Source organism: Kaistella sp. 97-N-M2 (assembly GCF_021513235.1).
Taxonomy (GTDB): domain Bacteria; phylum Bacteroidota; class Bacteroidia; order Flavobacteriales; family Weeksellaceae; genus Kaistella.
In genome coordinates this window covers 1,123,844-1,142,106 of record NZ_CP090976.1, presented here as the reverse complement: position 1 = coordinate 1,142,106, position 18,263 = coordinate 1,123,844, and the positions used below count along the sequence as shown (strand labels likewise).

Annotated in this window: 15 protein-coding genes and 1 pseudogene; 7 read left to right on the top strand and 9 right to left on the bottom strand. The window is 41.4% G+C overall.

The features are described from left to right. Window positions 1-266: 266 nt before the first annotated feature. From L0B70_RS05460 to L0B70_RS05450, 3 genes are read left to right on the top strand one after another with little or no spacing between them, the layout of a single operon-like run. Complete coding sequence (locus tag L0B70_RS05460) at window positions 267-1,364, top strand: glycosyltransferase (RefSeq protein WP_235143274.1); 1,098 nt, start codon at window positions 267-269, stop codon at window positions 1,362-1,364. Window positions 1,365-1,401: 37 nt separating this feature from the next. Further along, on the top strand, window positions 1,402-1,821 hold the full coding sequence (locus L0B70_RS05455) for a SufE family protein (RefSeq protein WP_235143273.1): 420 nt from the start codon (window positions 1,402-1,404) through the stop codon (window positions 1,819-1,821). Beyond that, entirely contained in the window at window positions 1,818-2,783 is a 966-nt protein-coding gene (locus tag L0B70_RS05450) for a glycosyltransferase family 9 protein (protein WP_235143272.1), read from the top strand. Before L0B70_RS05455 ends, L0B70_RS05450 begins: the two co-directional genes overlap by 4 nt. A gap of 57 nt (window positions 2,784-2,840) precedes the next feature. Here L0B70_RS05450 and L0B70_RS05445 read toward each other — a convergent pair whose 3' ends face one another. The 9 genes from L0B70_RS05445 to L0B70_RS05405 form a co-directional block, all read right to left on the bottom strand. Continuing rightward, window positions 2,841-3,923: a mannose-1-phosphate guanylyltransferase gene (locus L0B70_RS05445; protein ID WP_235143271.1), complete on the bottom strand. Its 1,083-nt coding sequence runs from the start codon at window positions 3,921-3,923 to the stop codon at window positions 2,841-2,843. Between the two features lie 2 nt (window positions 3,924-3,925). After that, on the bottom strand, window positions 3,926-4,516 hold the full coding sequence (locus L0B70_RS05440; protein WP_235143270.1) for a SprT-like domain-containing protein: 591 nt from the start codon (window positions 4,514-4,516) through the stop codon (window positions 3,926-3,928). A gap of 32 nt (window positions 4,517-4,548) precedes the next feature. Next, the gene (locus tag L0B70_RS05435; protein ID WP_235143269.1) at window positions 4,549-5,898 is read right to left on the bottom strand and encodes a TolC family protein; all 1,350 of its coding nucleotides are present in this window, start codon (window positions 5,896-5,898) and stop codon (window positions 4,549-4,551) included. Between the two features lie 65 nt (window positions 5,899-5,963). Then, window positions 5,964-7,754: a MutS-related protein gene (locus L0B70_RS05430; RefSeq protein WP_235143268.1), complete on the bottom strand. Its 1,791-nt coding sequence runs from the start codon at window positions 7,752-7,754 to the stop codon at window positions 5,964-5,966. A gap of 6 nt (window positions 7,755-7,760) precedes the next feature. After that, window positions 7,761-8,150, bottom strand: a complete 390-nt coding sequence (locus tag L0B70_RS05425) for a hypothetical protein (protein ID WP_235143267.1) — start codon at window positions 8,148-8,150, stop codon at window positions 7,761-7,763. 197 nt (window positions 8,151-8,347) lie between these two features. Continuing rightward, entirely contained in the window at window positions 8,348-9,457 is a 1,110-nt protein-coding gene (locus tag L0B70_RS05420; protein ID WP_235143266.1) for a serine hydrolase, read from the bottom strand. Between the two features lie 148 nt (window positions 9,458-9,605). Next, window positions 9,606-11,009, bottom strand: a complete 1,404-nt coding sequence (locus tag L0B70_RS05415; protein ID WP_235143265.1) for a nucleoside recognition domain-containing protein — start codon at window positions 11,007-11,009, stop codon at window positions 9,606-9,608. Between the two features lie 97 nt (window positions 11,010-11,106). After that, window positions 11,107-12,150 (bottom strand): PA0069 family radical SAM protein, encoded by a 1,044-nt coding sequence (locus L0B70_RS05410; RefSeq protein WP_235143264.1) that lies wholly within the window; start codon window positions 12,148-12,150, stop codon window positions 11,107-11,109. A gap of 128 nt (window positions 12,151-12,278) precedes the next feature. Beyond that, window positions 12,279-12,473 carry a hypothetical protein gene (locus tag L0B70_RS05405; protein WP_235143263.1) on the bottom strand — a complete coding sequence of 65 codons (195 nt, stop codon included), beginning with the start codon at window positions 12,471-12,473 and terminating at the stop codon, window positions 12,279-12,281. Window positions 12,474-12,661: 188 nt separating this feature from the next. Here L0B70_RS05405 and L0B70_RS05400 point away from each other — a divergent pair, with 188 nt between their 5' ends. The 4 genes and pseudogenes from L0B70_RS05400 to L0B70_RS13525 all read left to right on the top strand — a co-directional run bounded on the left by L0B70_RS05400 (window position 12,662) and on the right by L0B70_RS13525 (window position 18,258). After that, window positions 12,662-14,776, top strand: a complete 2,115-nt coding sequence (locus L0B70_RS05400; protein WP_235143262.1) for a prolyl oligopeptidase family protein — start codon at window positions 12,662-12,664, stop codon at window positions 14,774-14,776. Window positions 14,777-14,968: 192 nt separating this feature from the next. After that, complete coding sequence (locus tag L0B70_RS05395) at window positions 14,969-15,688, top strand: bifunctional 2-polyprenyl-6-hydroxyphenol methylase/3-demethylubiquinol 3-O-methyltransferase UbiG (protein ID WP_235143261.1); 720 nt, start codon at window positions 14,969-14,971, stop codon at window positions 15,686-15,688. 73 nt (window positions 15,689-15,761) lie between these two features. After that, window positions 15,762-17,522 carry a DNA mismatch repair endonuclease MutL gene (gene mutL, locus L0B70_RS05390; RefSeq protein ID WP_235143260.1) on the top strand — a complete coding sequence of 587 codons (1,761 nt, stop codon included), beginning with the start codon at window positions 15,762-15,764 and terminating at the stop codon, window positions 17,520-17,522. Window positions 17,523-17,527: 5 nt separating this feature from the next. Beyond that, window positions 17,528-18,258, top strand: a pseudogene (locus tag L0B70_RS13525) (rhomboid family intramembrane serine protease). The last annotated feature ends 5 nt before the right edge of the window (window positions 18,259-18,263 follow it).

Here is an 18,263-nt window from a genome sequence, read left to right as displayed (position 1 = left end):
TTTTTCTCAATCTTATTATTAAAGATAATTAAAAGTCTTTAATGCTCTAACCAAAGTTACAAATACTTTACCAAAAATATTTAGTGCCTTTTTGGCAGATATAATTTGAGTATCTCATTGAAAATGATTAGGTTTGTCACCCTAAAAAACCAACTGCAAGCCATTAAATTACAAGTTTTTTCCGATTGAATTGTCGATGGGATTTTTTGATTGTAAAGGTATTTAAGGTTGGATCCAATTTATTTATCAAAGGTTAAAACAGTTTTATGAAAGTGATCGTTTCCGCATTCAGCAATCTTTACACCGATCAAAGAATTGAAAAGGTCTGCGAAACTTTAAGCAAAGAAGGCTACGAAATTTTCCTGATTGGAAATGACTGGGGTGGCGCACCCGAAATGACGCGAAATTATCCCTTCAAAAGGATCAAACAATTTTCAAAATCTTTAAAAACGGCTTATCCGGAGTTTAACTGGAAGTTGTACGGCGAACTCAAAAAAGTGGCTGACGTCGATACCATTCTCTTAGCCAATGATTTAGATGCGCTTTTGCCCAATGTATTGATTTCGAAAAAATTAAATATTCCCCTGGTTTTCGACAGCCACGAAATCTATACAGAAATGCCGGCCATTCAGGGAAAATTTACTCAAAAAATTTGGCGGTATCTGGAAAAAAAGCTCCTGCCGAACCTCAAATACATGATGACCGAGAGCCAAAGCTATGCCGAGTGGTTTTCTGTGAAGTACAGCGTGAAACCGGTGGTGGTAAGAAATATCCCGAGAAAATTTGAAACTCCCGCGGAAATTCCCCTTAATCATCCTAAAATAATTTTATATCAGGGCGCAATTAATCAGTCGCGCGGAATCGGTCAGGCCATTTTGGCGATGAAGTATTTGGAAGGTGTTATTTTTAAAATTGCGGGGGACGGCCCCAAAATTAATGATTATAAAGCGCTTGTTGTCAAGGAAAATTTATCTAGCAAAGTCGAATTTCTGGGAAAAATTGCGCCCACTGAACTTCGCAAGATCACAAAAACGGCAGATGTTGCATTAAGTATTGAAGAAAACGGTGGAGTAAGTTATCTCTATTCCTTACCCAATAAAGTGGCAGACTGCATTCAGGCCCGTGTTCCCCTGGTTTTGATTAATTTCCCCGAAATGATGCGCGTTTATAACCAGTTTAAAATTGGCGAAATCGTAGAAAATCACGATCCTAAAAACCTCGCGGAAAAAATAAAAATTGTGCTTCAGAAGGGCAGGGCTTTTTACCAACCCGAACTCGAAAAAGCGGCCGCGGAACTCTGTTGGGAAAAGGAAGAACCCAAAATTCTGGCCCTGTTTAAAAAGGTAGTTGCAGAGAATTTCTAAAATCGATTTTCTTACCTTTGCACAAAGAAATTTTACAATGACCATTAAAGAAAAACAGCAGGAAATAGTGGACGAGTTCGCCTTTCTTGATGATTGGGAGCAGAAATACGAATACATCATCGATCTTGGGAAAGAACTGAAAGGTTTGCCCGAAGATAAAAAATCCGACGCCAATCTCATCAAAGGTTGCCAGTCGAAAGTTTGGATTGATGCGGATTTTAAAGACGGCAAATTAATTTTCAATGCCGATTCCGACGGAATTTTGCCCAAGGGAATCGTGTCTCTTCTCGTATCCATTTACAGCGGCCATTCTACCCAGGAAATTCTGGATTCGGATTTCGAATTTATTTCCCAGATCGGCTTGCAGGAATTTTTATCGCCCTCCCGCGCAAACGGTTTAATGGCAATGACGAAGCAAATTAAATTTTACGCCGTTGCTTACCAATTGAAAAATTGACGCGTATACTCACATATCGCTTTTCTGCTTTTGGCGATGTTGCAATGATTGCCCCGGTTTTCCGCGAAATTTTGGAGCAAAATCCGGAGGTGGAAATTATATTCGTCTCGAGGAATAATTTCCGGGACCTTTTTGAAGGCATCCCAAATCTCATCTTTAAAGGCGTCGACATCGACGATTACAAAGGCTTTTGGGGCATTAGAAAACTCGCGCACCAATTGACCAAAGAATTTCAGCCCGATCTCATCGCGGATCTGCATAATGTAATCCGCACCAAGATTTTGCTCGGAATCTTTAAAAGAAGAGGTTATAAAATTTCGGTACTCAATAAGGGAAAAGAAGAAAAAGAACATTTAACCGACATTTGGAATCTGGAGAAAGAGCCATTACAGCACACGACAGAAAGATATGCAGATGTTTTTCGGGACCTTGGAATCCAGGTTAAGCTGTCTCACCAATACCGACAACTAGCCGAAACTAAAGCGGGGATCGGTTTGGCGCCCTTTGCACAGCATCGCGGAAAAATGCTGCCTTTGGAAAAATCCTTTGAAGTTGCACGAATTCTTTCTAAAAAACATCAGATTTATTTTTTCGGCGGCGGTAAAGCCGAAGTAGAAATTTTGGATCAGTGGGCCAGCCAAATTCCAAATGCGGAAAATTTAGCCGGCAAACTTACTTTAAAAGAAGAACTTCAAAAGATTTCAGAGCTCGAAACCATGATCTCCATGGATTCCGCAAATATGCATTTGGCCAGTTGGGTAGGCACGCGCTGCGTCTCGGTTTGGGGATCTACGCACTCGTATGCAGGGTTTCTCGGTTATGGACAAAGCGAAAGAGATGTGGTACAGGTGAAAGATCTTACGTGCCGGCCTTGTTCTGTGTTTGGCGATAAACCCTGTTATCGTGGCGATTGGGCGTGTTTGGAAGAAATCGATATTCAGAAGATCGTCGATATTATTTAAAATGCAAAAAAAAATCCTTTCGGTTAAGAAAGGATTTTAAGCTATAAAACTTGATATTTACAGATATTTCTCGCCGTTTTTCACCGCTCGCAAATCCTGAATGTACTCTTTCAGATGCTGATCATTTTCTCGGGGGCAAATTAAAAGTGCTTTATCGGTGTCCACAATAATATAATTTTCCAACCCATCAATCACCACCGCTTTGTTCTGGTTTTTCAATTTGATTAAATTTCCTTTCGAATTGTAGCTGAGGATATGTTTGGATTTTGCGGCATTCTGGTCTTCGTCTTTCTCCGAATTTTCATAAATCGAATTCCACGTTCCGAGATCGCTCCAGCCTAAATCTGCGGGAATAACATAAACGTTTTTCGCTTTTTCTAAAATCCCGTTGTCGATGGAAATCTTATTTACTTTGGGGTAAATAAGGTCAATGCACGGTACTTCTTCGTCTGAATTATATTCGCAACTGTCAAAATTTTGCGTCATTTCGGGTAAGAAAGATTCAAAAGCAGAAATAATGGACTGCACATTCCAGATGAAAATACCCGCATTCCACAGAAAATCCCCACTTTCCAAAAATGTTTTTGCAATCTCCAGATCGGGTTTCTCCGTAAAGGTTTTTACTTTAAAATATTCCGAACCTTTTTTATCCACAAACTGAATGTATCCGTAGCCCGTATCGGGACGTGTGGGATTTATGCCCAAAGTAATGAGGTAGTCGTTTTTTTCGGCCAAATTAAAAGCCAGTTCGGCTTTTTTCAGAAATATGTTTTCCTTTAAAATTAAATGATCCGCCGGAAGGACAATGATGTTTGCCTCGCTGTTTTTTGCGGCAATCTTTTTTGCCATGTAAATATTGCACGCAGCAGTATTTTTCATCATCGGTTCGCCCACGATATTTTCCGAATGAACCTCCGGCAACTGCTGCTCGGTAAGCGAAACATATTCTTTGTTCGTGATGACGTAAATGTTTTCGGACGGAACGATCTTCCGAATTCGATCGTAAGTCTGCTGAATCATGGTTCTTCCGGTTCCTAAAATATCCTGAAACTGTTTTGGGTATTTCTGCGTGCTCATTGGCCAGAATCTGCTTCCGATGCCTCCTGCCATGATAACGCAGTAATTGTTTGATTTTGACATTATTAACTTAATTTTTCTACTCTGGCCAAAGGTTTAAACATGTACTTTTTTTGCGTGTCCAGATTTAAACAAAGATAGTTTTTTTTACGAAGTTCCTCGATGATATACGTGTGCTTTTTGTACACGAACCTTTCTCCTACCATCAAATCCTCGATATAGGAACTTTCGTCTTCATAATTTTCGATGTGGAAATACCTCACGAGGTCCGGACTTGCCATAAAATTGGCTTTCGGCGATTTCGAAAATTTTAAAATAACAGGTTGCAAATCATCAGAAAAGACAGAAATACTTTCCAAAAGCATGATCCTGAAAGTGTTTTTCCATTCCGCGCCGTGGGGAGAAATGCGGTGACCAAAATTTTCGAAAGCAAGGAGGTGCGCCAACTCATGCGTTAACACAAAAAAGAAAAGTTGGGGTTGCAGCGTGGAATTAATGGTAATTTGATGCGATTTGTCCGGCATTTTGCGGTAATCGCCCAGCTTCGAGTTTCTTCCTTTTGTAATCTTGATGTGAATGGCGTGCGCACCAAACCAGGTTTTAAGAAAGGGAAGCGTATTATCCGGCAAATATTTTTCTAAAAGCGAGATCGACATATCAAATCTTCTAAAGAACAGGGGAAGAATTTTTATAAAGATAAGGGAATTCCCGCGTAGAAATTGAGTAATTTGAGGCTAAACAAATAGTTATATTTCGACTGTGCTACAGAACCCTGCGCGTTGGCTAAGTTGTTTCGGGCGTTGGTCAGATCATAGATCGTGGTTCGTCCTGCTTCGAAACTTTTCTGCGCGAAATCCAAAGCTAAGGTGCTGCTTCTTTCTGCCTCCACGGCTGCGAGATAATTCTCGTAGTTGCTTTCCGCATCGAACTGCGCCTGCTGAACATTCTCTTTGATGTTTTGTTTGCTCTGCTCTAAATTATTTTTCGCGATATCTTCATTAATCTTCGTCTGTTCCACCTGCAGCCGCGTTATTCCCTTGTTAAAAATGGGAATGTTCGCCGATAAACCAATCTGCTGGCCGAAATTATCCTTGGACTGCCCAAAAAAGTTTTGTTCGGTCAACGTCACATTATTCACGGGATCGTAACCACGGATGTTCGTCGTTAAAGAATTAAAATAAAAGGTTCCGAATCCGGCGGTTGCCGAAACCGTGGGCCAGAAAGCGGTTCGGGCAACTTCCGTTTGCGCATTGGCGGAGGAAATTCTGCTTTCTGCGGCTTTGATTTCGGGTTGATCGGACAGTGCTTTATCTAAAATAGTTTCGGCAGAGTAGAGCGGAGCGTCCAGCTGATTATCCACCGGCACGTCTACAACGTCGAAATCTTTGTAATTCGGAAGTTGCAGCAGTTGCGCCAGGGCAAATAAACTTCTGCTGACGTTAATCTGCGCTGTCTGGACGTTCTGTTTTTCCCGCGCCAGTGCAGCTGTCGCCTCTGCGAGCACGGTTTGAGCAGTGGTACCAACGTCGGTTGTAATTTTCGACCTGTTATAAACACTTTGCGCATTTTCGAGACTACTGTTGGAAATTTTTACGATTTCTTTATTCAGTAAAACCGATAAATACTGCTGTGCAATCTGTAAAGAGATATTATTTTTAATGGCTTCGGTATCGAACTGGCTGGCTTCCACATCGAACTGCGTTTTTCTGATCTGTTTCGCCAATCTGCCGTAATTGAAAAGAAGCATATTCGCACCAACATTAATATTGTTGTTGAAATTATCGTTTCGAACGGTTTGGGTACCCACCAACTGTTGTCCAAAACTGCCGTTGGATTGCACCGTTCCGTTCACAGATGGTAAATAATCGCGTTTCGCAATGTCTAAGTTGAGATCCTGGTTTTTCTTGTTCAAACCACTTTGCAAAACCTGCAGGTTGTTTTCTAGGGCATAATTCACGCATTCCTGCAGCGTCCATTTCTTCTGAGAAAAAGCAAAAACTGAAAAGAAACTCAGTAAAAAAAGAGCAGATTTCTTCATGATTAATTTTAAAGAATAAGACGACAAATTTGGAAAAATGTTACAAACGACCACATATTTTGCCCTTACGGGTCGATAATGCCAAACTTCCGCATCAGATAAATGGCATTCATGCTTTTTGTAACGCCGTTTTGAAGTTGATAATCCGTTTCGAGTTCGCCATTTATATTTTGAAGTTCGAAGCAGTAATTTTTAATTTTTAACGGAAATCTGTCTTCTATTTTGGTAAGATCCAAATCGTGCGTAGCGATAAGGCAGGAAAACAGCGCTTTGCTCTTCATAAGTTTTTCCAGAAATAGCTCGGAACCCGCGAGTTTGTCCTGAGAGTTGGTTCCTTTTAAGATTTCATCAAGAATAATAAATTGCGGTTCGCCTTTTTCTAAATTTTCTACCAATTTCCGAAGCCGAAGAATCTCGGCATTAAAATAAGAAGTTCCGTCGCTGAGAGAATCGCTCGTGCGCATGGAAGTGAAAAGCTGCATCGGAATAAAACTGAATTCTCTTGCCGCAACCGGACAACCCGCCATCGCCAAAACCAAATTGATCCCCACCGTCCGCAAAAAGGTACTTTTGCCCGTCATGTTCGCGCCGGTAACAATGGAGATTTCCGTGTTCTGCCCGATCGTAAAATCGTTGGATACGACGTGGGGTTGAAATAATAAGGGATGAACGAGTTCTTCTGCTTTAAACTTAAAGCTGCCGTCGTTAATTTTGGGCAAAATGTAGTCGGGATTTTTAAACCTGAAAAGGGCCAGCGAAATTAAAGCTTCAAATTCGGCGAACGCTTCAAACCAAAGCGGTAAATCCTCGCCGATCGCCTCAAATTGCTTTTCAATTTTAAGTGTAAAATTAAGATTCCACAGGAAAAAATTATTCAGAATGAGGCCGATGTTGCTTTGTCCGCTCTCATAATTCCGCAGCAAACGCGCCAGCTTTTCAATTTCTTTGCGCGAAGATTTGCTCCTGCCGGAACGAAGTTTATTTTGAAGGGTTTGGTTTAAGCTTTCCGTAAAATTTTCTTTTTCGATATGGGCGAAAACGTTTAAAAACTGCTCGTACTGCGCAGAATTAAAGGAAAGCTTTTCTTCCAGTGCCAGCATTTTCCGGCGGTAAAGATAAAGTGCGATTCTTGAAATGATGAAAATTCCCGCGAACAATAAACCGATAACTGCTCCGGAAATGGCTGTGAAAAGTGCCAAAATTAAAGTCCCAAACGTTAAAACTGGAACTGCAATGGTAATGATCTTTCCCAAAAGTGGCGAAATAAAAACGGTTTTCGCGTTTTCGGGATGTTTAATTTCACCGCCGATTTCCATCGATTTGGCCAACGTGAGAAAGTGAATGTTCCAGGACGTTTTTTCCGAAAGTTCTGCGATCGATTTCTGACGCAGAATGATCTGGGCTTTCTCTACACTTAAATTCAAAAGAAAATCTTTGAGTTTAGCTTTACCTAAAGGGGTTTCGGCATAATTCAAATAACTGAAGAGCGAATTTTTGCCCAAAATATCCAAATCTTTTGCAAACGGATGTTTATCGAAATCTTCCTCCACGCCCACGCCGGTTTCGAATTCTGTTTTGGTGATGATTTCCGCGCCAATATGAAGGTAATTTTTGTAAAACTGGACTTCCTCTTTTACTTTTAAAAGGAAATATCCAAAAACGGAAAAGGCAAGCGTTAAGAAAATGGCAAAGTATAAATGACTCTGCAGACCGCTTTCGAAGATGAAATATTGTAATAAAAAGTAAGCAATAGCAAGGAAAATTAGAACGCGTGTCCAGCCTAAAAGGGTGAGTTTTTTGTTTAATTTTTGAAGCGTCGTTCTTTTTTCAGAAAGCAAGAGATTTAATTCGTTCATTCGGTTTTAACCTTTTTTCAGTTCGCCAATTCTGCCTACGATCGGCAAGGAAAAAATACCGCTTTTCTGTAAGTAATGTTCGTAAAAAGTTTGGGCTTTTTCCGCATAACCTGGAGTTGGATTTTCTTGATTTTTAAAGTAAAATAAATGTCCCAGCAACTCGAAGTAAGGAATCTGATGACTGCCTTCTTTTTCATTGATGAGCTGCAGAATCTCGGCCGTGGGTTTAGACGCCAGGGTTTCGAAATCCATTTTGAAAGTATCGTTCATATTGGTATCGAAAACGCGTTGAAGTTCCACAATATCGCCTTCGTTTTTGCCGCCGACGATCATTTTGGACAGGAATTCTGAAAATTGTTTTACAATTCGGATGATGTAATCTTTATCGTGTATCATTTTTTTTAAATTAGGGACTACAAAGGTAGAAATTTGACCTAAAGTTTTTAAAGAAAAGCGATTTTTCCACATTCATGTGGAAAAAGGCACCGCAACGTTTCAATGCTCTACGATGGTGCGGCTTAAATAGCAAAATCTTTCAATTAAAAAGTAAGTTTAAGAAAATCTGAAATCGTCAAATTTGCGGAAAACCAGCACTATTGCAAAACGCTGTTATCTGTAGACTCTTCTTTTTTTGTGATCTCGTCTATAATGCCATGTAGTTTTTTAAGTTCTATTCTGCCTCTGTTTTTCTCTCCAAGAAAACAAGTTGTGACAATTATCATTTTTAAGTCGGGAACAACGCATATAATTTGTCCGCCATAACCAACTGCGACAAATGCTTGATGTTCATTTGTTTTTCGTCGCCACCAATAATAACCGTACCCATTTGCATTTGGTAAAACGTCCCAACTATCTAATTTAACTTGTTCTGCTGTAGATTCTACAATCCATTTTTCAGATACAATTTGTTCGTTGCCAAACTTTCCCTTATTGAGAATTAAAGTTCCGAATTTCAACATATCACTTGGTTTCATAAAAAGTTCAGAACCAGCTAAATTTCTATTCAAAACATCTGTGTCCCAATTTTTAATATTTAAGGACAATGGTTTAAACAAATTTATATCTGCAAATTCTTTCAGACTTGAATTTACCAATCTTGAAAGAGCTGCTCCGAAAACTAAAGTTTCGCCAGTACTATAATTGAATTTATCTCCTGGATATTCCTCAAAAGGTAGATCTAACATAAATTTCACAGGGTCTGAAGAAAAACCCATTGCATGAGAAATTTGACTGTTTTCTGCGTAATCAAATCCGCCTTGCATTGTCATCAGGTGTCTTAATGTTACTGTTTTTTTAATGGAATCATGAGCAACTTTTCCTTCCAAATTTGATATGTTTTTAAAAAAAGTTCGTGAGTTATCATATTCAGGAAGAATCTTTAAAACTTTTGTATCAATGTCTGTGAGTAAGCCTTTATCTTTTGCAATTCCAGCCAAAATTGAAGTAATACTTTTTGTTACAGATTTTACATTAAAGATTGTTTCTTTATCAGCACCGTTAAAATAGTGTTCATAAATAATTTTGCCGTCTTTTGAAACAATGAATGAGCCAATAGAAGGAATTGAATCATTTGTTTTCGTTGTGAATTTTTCAAAAAAGTGTTTACTGGTTTCTTTGTTTTTATTAGTCTGTGCTTTTATAACGGGGAAAAGAAAAATAAAAAATAATATGAATAAAATTTTAGTAATTGATGTGTTTTTCATTGTTTGATGTGCGATTATTAGTTCAGATAACTGCCAAATTTGTGCTCCTTTTTTTTGAGTCGGTAAATCGAGCCATTTTTCTGCGAAGGAAATTAAGATACTTATTCGGGGAAATAGGATTTTTAAAAGGTGGAATTTGTGATATAATTTACGCAAAGAAAATATACGCCAAAATCACAGAGGTAATTACGCCTACCAGGTCTGCCAAAAGCATGGCGGTTACGGCATATCTCGTGTTTTTAATTCCTACCGCGCCAAAATAAATGGCGATCACATAAAACGTGGTATCCGAACTTCCCTGTAAAACGGCTGCCAATCTGCCCTGAAAACTGTCAGCGCCGAAAGTTTGCATCGTGTCCACCATCATTCCCCGTGCGCCGGAACCCGAAAGCGGTTTGATTAAGGCGGTTGGTAAACCATCCACGAATCTGGTGTCGAAACCGACAACCGCGGCAACCCACTTCATTCCGTCAATTAAAACATCGAAAACGCCGGAAGTTCTTAAAAGAGAAATCGCGATCAGCATTCCTACCAAATAAGGGATAATTTTCACACACGTCCAGAAACCTTCTTTTGCGCCTTCAATAAAAGCATCAAAAACGTTGATCTTTTTATAAACCGCGCCCAGAACGATGGCAAAAAAGATGAGCAGAATGATTCCGTTGCTCAGCAACATGCTGAAATTATCGAGACCTTCTTTACTTAAACTCACCAGATAAACTACAAGTAGCGCGATAACCGCGGAAATTCCGCCCACATAAGCGAGGACGGCAGGCTGAAGCAGGTTGATTTTTTGGTAAATGGAAACCACGATCATTGCTGCTAACGTCGCAGAAAACGTCGCGATCATACACGGCAGGAAGATGTCTGTCGGCGTCACGGATCCCATCGACGCGCGAATGGCAATAATGGAAACCGGAATCAACGTTAATCCGCCCGCATGCAGACACAAAAACATGATCTGCGAATTGCTGGCCCTGTCTTTATCCGCATTTAACGTCTGCAAACTTTCCATTGCCTTCAGTCCGAACGGCGTTGCGGCATTGTCCAAACCTAAAAGATTCGCCGAAAAATTCAGCAGCATATGTCCAAACGAAGGATGATTTTTTGGGATTTCGGGGAACAATTTAGAAAAGAAAGGCTGAATCAGCCGCGAAAGCAGGTTAATTCCGCCTGCCCGTTCTGCAATGCTCATAAAACCCATGAAAAGCGTCATAATTCCAACCAATCCCAGCGAGATTTTAACGGCGACTTCCGACGTGCCGATCACGCCATCGGTTTGCTGGACGCGATATACTGCGACTTGCGCTTGAGCCGAGTCTTTTTTGTAATGAATTCTGTTTTCGGAAACATCGGGTTTAATAAGTAAGTTTTTCTGTACCGAAGGCGTGAGTTCGCCGGCGTTTTTAGAAGCGATTTGCACGGTATCTCCACTTTTTCCGACCACCATATCGTTATAGATCGCTTTGTAATTGTCGGAAAACAAATATTTAATACTTGCCACCAAAATCGCTACGATAATAAACGCGCTCCAAATCCTGCTTAAAACCATTTCTGAAAATTTTGATAAAAATAGCTAAAAACTTTATTTATTTGGGATTAACGCGCTAATAATGTTGGTTCGCTGCGTTTATTGGTGCGGAAAAGTTCTAGAATAATTTGAGTTGTTGGTCTTTTGCTCCCGTGAAATTTTCTGTAGAAAGTTGGGGGAATTCTTTGTCTGCGAAAAATCTTCTTTTTCCCAGAGCAAACGTGTTATGAATCATTTCGGCGATGTTTCCTTCGCCTTTGTACCGTTCGTGAAATCTTTTGTCGCCTAAATTTCCGCCGCGCATGGAGCGGATCAAATTCAGAACTTTCTGCGCTCTGTCCGGAAAGTTGGCATTAATCCAGTTCACAAAAACGGGTTCCACGGTATCGTTGAGGCGAACCAATGAATATCCGAATTTTTGGGCGCCGGCCTCCGAAATCGATTTCAAAATGTTCAGGCTTTCATCACTCGTCAGTCCCGGAATTACGGGCGCCACCATCACGCCTACCGGAATATTATTTTCCGCAAGCGTTTCAATCGCCTTTAGTTTATTTTTTGCTGTTGAAGTTCGGGGTTCCATCTTCCGGCGGATTTCCTCATTCATCGTCGGAATGCTTAAAGAAACTGAAACCAGATTTTGTTCTGCCAATGGTTTCAATAGATCAAGATCGCGCAGAACGAGGGCGTTTTTCGTCAGGATAGCAACCGGATGGCGGTAATCCAAACAGAGCTGCAGAATTTTTCTCGTGATTTCAAAATGTCTTTCGGCCGGTTGATAGCAATCCGTGTTTCCCGAAAGCATGATGGTTTTGGCGATGTAATTTCTTTTTTGGAAAAATTTTTCCAGAAGTTCCGGCGCGTTTTTCTTCACCATAATTTTTCGTTCGAAATCAGTGCCCGCCGAAAAGCCCCAGTATTCATGCGTTGGTCGTGCTAAACAATAGGAACAGCCGTGCTCACAACCTTGATAGGGGTTCAACGAATAGTCCATGGCGAGATCCGGACTTTTTACCGTATTGACGATGGTTTTCGGAAAAACTTCCGTGAATTTGATCTTCGTGTTTTCGAACTCTTCTTCCTCTGGCTCAAAGGTATACCTCTCGAAACGGTTAATTTCGTTTCGCTGTGCGCCCTGACCGTTTTTGGAATTTTCGAGAGACATTTATATTTAATTCTTATCGCAAAATTAACGACTTCTGGTTGAAATAATCGCTTTCTCAATTACATTTTTATCCACAAAAAAATCCTGTTTCAGAAATGAGACAGGATGTAATTTGGTGTTAAAAATCTTTAGAGCATCGCCAGAAATTCGACGCCATCGTGATAATCATCATCCTTGCTTTTTTCGAAATGGCGATGAAAGTCGGAGTAGTAGTCGTTATAATCTTTACTTTTTTTCGATAAAAACCGTCGGACGCCAAACAGTCCAAGACCGATGAGAAGGCCGATACTTCCTGCCAATAAAATTCCTGTTTCCTTTTTCATAGTAAGATTTTGAGCTAATGATGTATCAAATTTTATTCCTTTGAACCCAAATTAAGTTTAAATTTTGTTAAAACTACAGTTTTGCACATATCGTACCGTAAAAATTAATCTTTACACCGCGCAGCCGCTAAGCCGCATCTCTTTTTTCTTTCGATAAAATTTGGTAGTTTTGACCAAATCCTTCATCAATGAATTTTAAAATTTTTACAATTGGAATGGCGGCCCTCATGTTTGCCTCGTGTGCGCCCCGAAAAATGACCAGTAATTTGAAATATCCCGAAACAAAAAAAATCGATCACTCCGACGATTATTTCGGAACAAAAGTCAGTGATCCTTACCGTTGGCTGGAAGACGACCGCGCCGACGACACCAAAGATTGGGTGCAGCGCGAAGTGGCCTTCACCAATAGTTATTTACAGAAAATTCCGTTTCGCGAAGACATCCGCGCGCAGCTGAAAGACATCTGGAACTACGAAAAAATTGGTGCGCCTTTCAAAGAAGGAGAGTATACGTATTTTTATAAGAACGACGGTCTTCAGGCGCAGTCTGTGCTTTACCGCACAGATAAAAGCGGTAAGACGGAAGTTTTTTTGGACCCGAATAAATTCTCTGAAAAAGGAACGACGTCTTTGGCCGGAGTTTCCTTCAACAAAAAAGGAAATTTAGTCGCTTATTCAATTTCCGAAGGCGGCAGCGACTGGAATAAAATAATTATTCTCAACGCTTTAACGAAAGAAATTATCGACGAAACCATCATCGATGTTAAATTCTCCGGCGCGTCCTGGAAAGGGGACGAAGGTTTCTTTTATTCCAGCTACGACAAACCCGAAGGCTCCGAACTTTCCGCCAAAACAGATACGCACAAAGTTTATTTTCACAAATTAGGTACAAAACAGGCGCAGGATGAGTTAATTATTGGTGGTGAAAATTTTAAACGCAGATACATGGGCGTTGGAGTATCCGACGACGAACGTTTCCAGATCCTCAGCGCGTCCGAAGCCACCAACGGCAACGAGTTTTATATTAAAGACTTAAAAACCAATAAAGATTTTATTCCGGTCCAAAAAGGCTACGAGTTTAATACCAACTTCATCGATTCGAAAGGCGATTTTATTTATGCCTTAACCGATAAAAACGCCCCAAACATGCGTCTCGTGAAATTCAACATCAACAAACCAGAGGTCTGGACCGATGTTATTCCCGAAACCGAGAATGTATTGAGCGTCTCTACGGGCGGCGGCTACATTTTCGCCAAATACATGCAGGATGCCGTAACTTCCGTTAAACAGTTGGACTACAACGGTAAACTGGTGCGAAGCATTGATCTGCCCGGCATCGGAACGGCGGGAGGTTTCAACGGAAAGGAGAAAGAGAACGACCTTTATTATTCTTTCACGAATTATATTACACCAGGAACCATTTATAAATACAATGCAGAAACCGGAAAATCTGAAGTTTATCAGAAGCCGAATGTGAAATTCAATGCAGACAATTACGTGTCCGAGCAGGTTTTCTATACTTCGAAAGACGGCACCAAAATTCCGATGATGATCAACTACAAAAAAGGTTTGAAACGGGACGGCAAAAACCCAACGATTCTTTATTCTTACGGCGGTTTCAACATCAGTCTGCAACCTTCTTTCTCCGTCGTGAATGCGATTTGGATGGAAAACGGTGGCATTTACGCCGTTCCCAACATTCGTGGCGGTGGAGAATACGGTAAAAAATGGCATGACGCCGGCACCAAAATGCAAAAGAAAAATGTCTTCGAAGATTTTATCGCCGCGGCCGAGTATCTACAGGAAAATAATTACACCTCCAAAGAATTTACCGCGCTTTCCGGTAGGTCCAACGGCGGTCTTCTCGTGGGCGCTACAATGACGATGCGTCCCGATATTGCAAAAGTGGCCGTCCCCGGAGTCGGCGTTCTGGACATGCTGCGCTACAACAAATTCACTGCAGGCGCGGGCTGGAGCTACGATTACGGCACCGCCGAAGACAGCAAAGAAATGTTCGGTTACTTAAAATCCTACTCGCCGGTTCATAACGTGAAAAAAGGCGTTTGCTATCCCTCAACCATGATCATCACAAGCGATCACGACGATCGCGTGGTCCCGGCGCACTCCTTCAAATTCGGCGCGGAATTACAGGAAAAGCAGGCCTGCAGCAATCCCGTTTTGGTGCGCATCGAAACCAACGCCGGCCACGGCGCGGGCAGAAGCACGGACCAGGTGATTGGCGAAAATGCCGACATTCTCAGTTTTGCGCTCTTCGAAATGGGATTTAAAACTTTAGTAAAATAATTTTTTGGGCAGACATTTCCGTCCTCCACTCCCGCTTTTTTTTCCGCGTTCCGCGGCCAAAAAAGAGCTCCGTTCAGGCCGGGCTGCGGGGGAAAATTCTTTTGAAATATGACCACTAAAAAAAACTTTCTGAATCTTTTTTCAGAAAGTTTTTTCTCTTTAAAGCAAAATTAAAATCATTATTTTTACGCCATGAAACAAGAGGAAATCTCCGGATTTTATGACGAATACGTTCAAAGACAATTAAAGATTGGCGCGAACGAACGATTAATTTCACTTTACAAAAGACTTTTGAGTTTAGGATTAAAAGAAAATTCGAAAGTTCTCGAACTCGGCTGCGGCGTGGGAATCTTCACGAAATTACTGGTTAAAAAAGTTTCAAAAGGAATTGTAGAAGCCGTCGATTTGAGCGGAAAAAGCGTCGCCGTCGCGAAACAGGAGCTGAAAAAGAAAAAAAACGTCCACCTCGATGTTGCCGACGTGGTAAAATATCAACCCAAAAATTCGGCTTTCGATTTCATTACGTTGATGGATGTCATCGAACATATTCCGCTGGAGCAGCACGGCGAACTTTTCGGTAATCTGGCGCACATTTGCACGGAGCAGACGAGAATCGCCATCAATATTCCGAATCCACAATACATCAGCTATACCAGAGTTCACCATCCCGAAACCTTGCAGTTTATCGATCAGGAAGTAGAACTTTTTCCTTTGATGCAGCATCTGGAAAAACATAATCTGGAATTGGTTTTCTTCGAGAAATACAGTATTTGGGAAGAAGAAGATTATCATTTTATGGTGCTGCGGAAAAAACGGAAATTCGAGTTGAAACATCGTGCCGACCAAAGAAATATTCCCGAAAAAATAGCCAAAAAAGTTTCGGTTAAAATCGACGGAATTAAATACTGGTAATTGGCGGAAGTATTTCCCGAAATTATTCCTTAAACGGCATTTGAATCACTATTTTTGTGGCGAATTATTATAGATGACGGATATAATCAAACTTTTACCGGATCATGTTGCGAACCAGATTGCCGCGGGCGAAGTGGTACAGAGACCCGCGTCCATCGTAAAGGAATTGATGGAAAATGCCATCGATGCGGGCGCCACAAAAGTGGAACTCATCATTCGTGATGCGGGCAAAAATCTCATTCAGGTCGTTGATAACGGCACCGGCATGAGCGACACCGATGCACGCCTGGCATTCGAAAGACACGCAACGTCCAAAATAAGTACGACCGAAGATATTTTCAAAATTTCCACGAAAGGTTTTCGCGGGGAAGCGTTGGCTTCGATCGCCGCGGTTTCTCAGGTAGAACTGCGCACGAAAACGAAAGATGCGAAAGCGGGCACGAATATTTATATTGAAGGCGGCGGTTTTCAGTTTCAGGAGCCCATACAAACCGCGGAAGGCTCGAATTTTTCCGTGAAAAATCTTTTCTATAATGTGCCGGCGCGCCGAAAATTCCTTAAAAATAACAATGTAGAATTTCGGCATATTATCGATGAATTTCAGCGCGTTGCTTTGGCGCACGAAAACACCGATTTCGAACTTTTCCACAACGACGATATTATTTTCCGCCTGCGGAAATCCAATTTACTCCAAAGAATTATCGAGATTTTCGGGCGCAAATTGCAGCCGCTTTTGGTTCCCATCCGAGAAGATTTGGGCTGGATAAAACTGAACGGCTTCGTGGCAAAACCCGAAGGCGCGAAAAAAGTTCGCGGCGAACAGTTTTTCTTTGTGAACGGCAGGTTTTTCCGCAGCGCCTATTTCAATAAAGCCGTTCAGGAAGCTTTCGAAGGTTTGCTGTTACCGGGATATATTCCAACCTTTTTCCTTTTTTTAGAACTGGATTTCGGTAAAGTGGACGTTAATATTCATCCCCAAAAAACGGAGGTTAAGTTCGAAGATGAAAGTCTCATTTTTGCGCTCGTACGTTCTACCATAAAAAGATCGCTCGGAATTTACAATGTGGCGCCGAGTCTGGATTTCGAAAAAGACAGTGCCATCGACGCTTTTGTTCATCAGAAAGGCAACAGCGGAAGTTATAAAAGCCCGGAAATCACCGTAGACCGTAATTACAATCCGTTTACGGAAGAAGTAGTTTCCGCGGGCGAAAAAATTGCGATGACGGATATGTATCAGCAAAACACACAGGCGGAGCCTTCAAAAATAAATCTTTTCGAAGACGAAGATTTCGATGAAGACCTGATGCGCCTGCCGAACGGATACTGGCTTTTCAATAAAAACGGCAAAACTCTTATGCTCGATCTGGGCAGAATGCACCGCCTCGTCGTCAGCGAAAGAAATTCCAGGAAAAAGCGCGGCAACGAAAAGCAGACGCTGCTTTTTTCGCTGGAATATCACATGAATGAAACCGAGAAAAATAAATTCCGGTCCATTAAAAAATTTCTGCCGGATCTGGGTTTCGAGATGGTGATTGCCAATGATAATGTTTTACGCATCGATGCGGTACCGGAGGGCTTAAAAGAAACGCAAGTGATGAAATTCATGGAGCATCTTTTCGAAATTTTAGAGTACAGAACTGAAGACGAATTCCTGCAGTTCTACCAAAATCAATGGAATAAAATCCAAAGTAAATCCAGATTCGATTTCCTGTATAAACACGATGCCGAGCAGGTGATCCGCGACTTTACCGCTTTGGGTTTTCCGGATTATCTGCCCTCCGGAAAGCGCTGCTTTATCGAAGTGCCGCTGGACGACTTAAAAAATAAATTTTAAAAAATATGTTCAATACGCTACCGCCGATTACCAGAAATATTATTATCCTGAATGTTATTGTTTTTGGATTATTTTATTTGCTGAACAGCCAGGCTTTGTATATGAAATTCGCGGCATTTTACCCTTTTTCCCCCTACTTCAGATCGTGGCAGGTTGTTACGCATATGTTTATGCACGGCGGATTGATGCACATCCTTTTCAATATGTTTACGCTGTACAGTTTTGGGCCGGTGCTCGAACGGATTTTGGGCGAAAAAAATACGTCATTCTTTATTTTGTGAGTGGTTTGGGAGCGTTCTTCCTTTTCAACCTGTGGAATTTTATGGAGGTGCAGCAAATCCAGACGAGTTTGAAAAGTTTCGGTTTTGATCTGAATGGGTATTTATCGGGCGAAAGTGTTTCTTTTAAAGGCAATGCCGAGGCAATTGCAATGCAGCAGGGGCTTGTGAATAATTTGCAGTCGATCCTTACGGTACCGATGGTGGGCGCGTCCGGTGCGATATTTGGCGTAATTGCAGCATTCGCGACCTTATTTCCGGATGCAGAGATTGGGATCATGTTCATACCGATTCCTGTTAAAGTGAAATATGTTTTGCCCGTCATTGTTGTCGGGTCCATATTTTTGGGGGTTACGGGAAACGTAGGCGGCATCGCCCATCTCGCGCATGTTGGCGGCGCGCTCGTGGGTTTTCTCTTGGCGATGTACTGGAAGAAAAACCGCTTCCGAATTAATTAAAACGT

Bases quoted from the DNA above. Each gene is read 5' to 3' on its own strand.
- L0B70_RS05460 (WP_235143274.1), top strand. From the start codon at position 267: ATGAAAGTGATCGTTTCCGCATTCAGCAATCTTTACACCGATCAAAGA.
- L0B70_RS05455 (WP_235143273.1), top strand. From the start codon at position 1,402: ATGACCATTAAAGAAAAACAGCAGGAAATAGTGGACGAGTTCGCCTTT.
- L0B70_RS05445 (WP_235143271.1), bottom strand. From the start codon at position 3,923: ATGTCAAAATCAAACAATTACTGCGTTATCATGGCAGGAGGCATCGGA.
- L0B70_RS05440 (WP_235143270.1), bottom strand. From the start codon at position 4,516: ATGTCGATCTCGCTTTTAGAAAAATATTTGCCGGATAATACGCTTCCC.
- L0B70_RS05435 (WP_235143269.1), bottom strand. From the start codon at position 5,898: ATGAAGAAATCTGCTCTTTTTTTACTGAGTTTCTTTTCAGTTTTTGCT.
- L0B70_RS05430 (WP_235143268.1), bottom strand. From the start codon at position 7,754: ATGAACGAATTAAATCTCTTGCTTTCTGAAAAAAGAACGACGCTTCAA.
- L0B70_RS05425 (WP_235143267.1), bottom strand. From the start codon at position 8,150: ATGATACACGATAAAGATTACATCATCCGAATTGTAAAACAATTTTCA.
- L0B70_RS05420 (WP_235143266.1), bottom strand. From the start codon at position 9,457: ATGAAAAACACATCAATTACTAAAATTTTATTCATATTATTTTTTATT.
- L0B70_RS05415 (WP_235143265.1), bottom strand. From the start codon at position 11,009: ATGGTTTTAAGCAGGATTTGGAGCGCGTTTATTATCGTAGCGATTTTG.
- L0B70_RS05410 (WP_235143264.1), bottom strand. From the start codon at position 12,150: ATGTCTCTCGAAAATTCCAAAAACGGTCAGGGCGCACAGCGAAACGAA.
- L0B70_RS05405 (WP_235143263.1), bottom strand. From the start codon at position 12,473: ATGAAAAAGGAAACAGGAATTTTATTGGCAGGAAGTATCGGCCTTCTC.
- L0B70_RS05400 (WP_235143262.1), top strand. From the start codon at position 12,662: ATGAATTTTAAAATTTTTACAATTGGAATGGCGGCCCTCATGTTTGCC.
- L0B70_RS05395 (WP_235143261.1), top strand. From the start codon at position 14,969: ATGAAACAAGAGGAAATCTCCGGATTTTATGACGAATACGTTCAAAGA.
- mutL (WP_235143260.1), top strand. From the start codon at position 15,762: ATGACGGATATAATCAAACTTTTACCGGATCATGTTGCGAACCAGATT.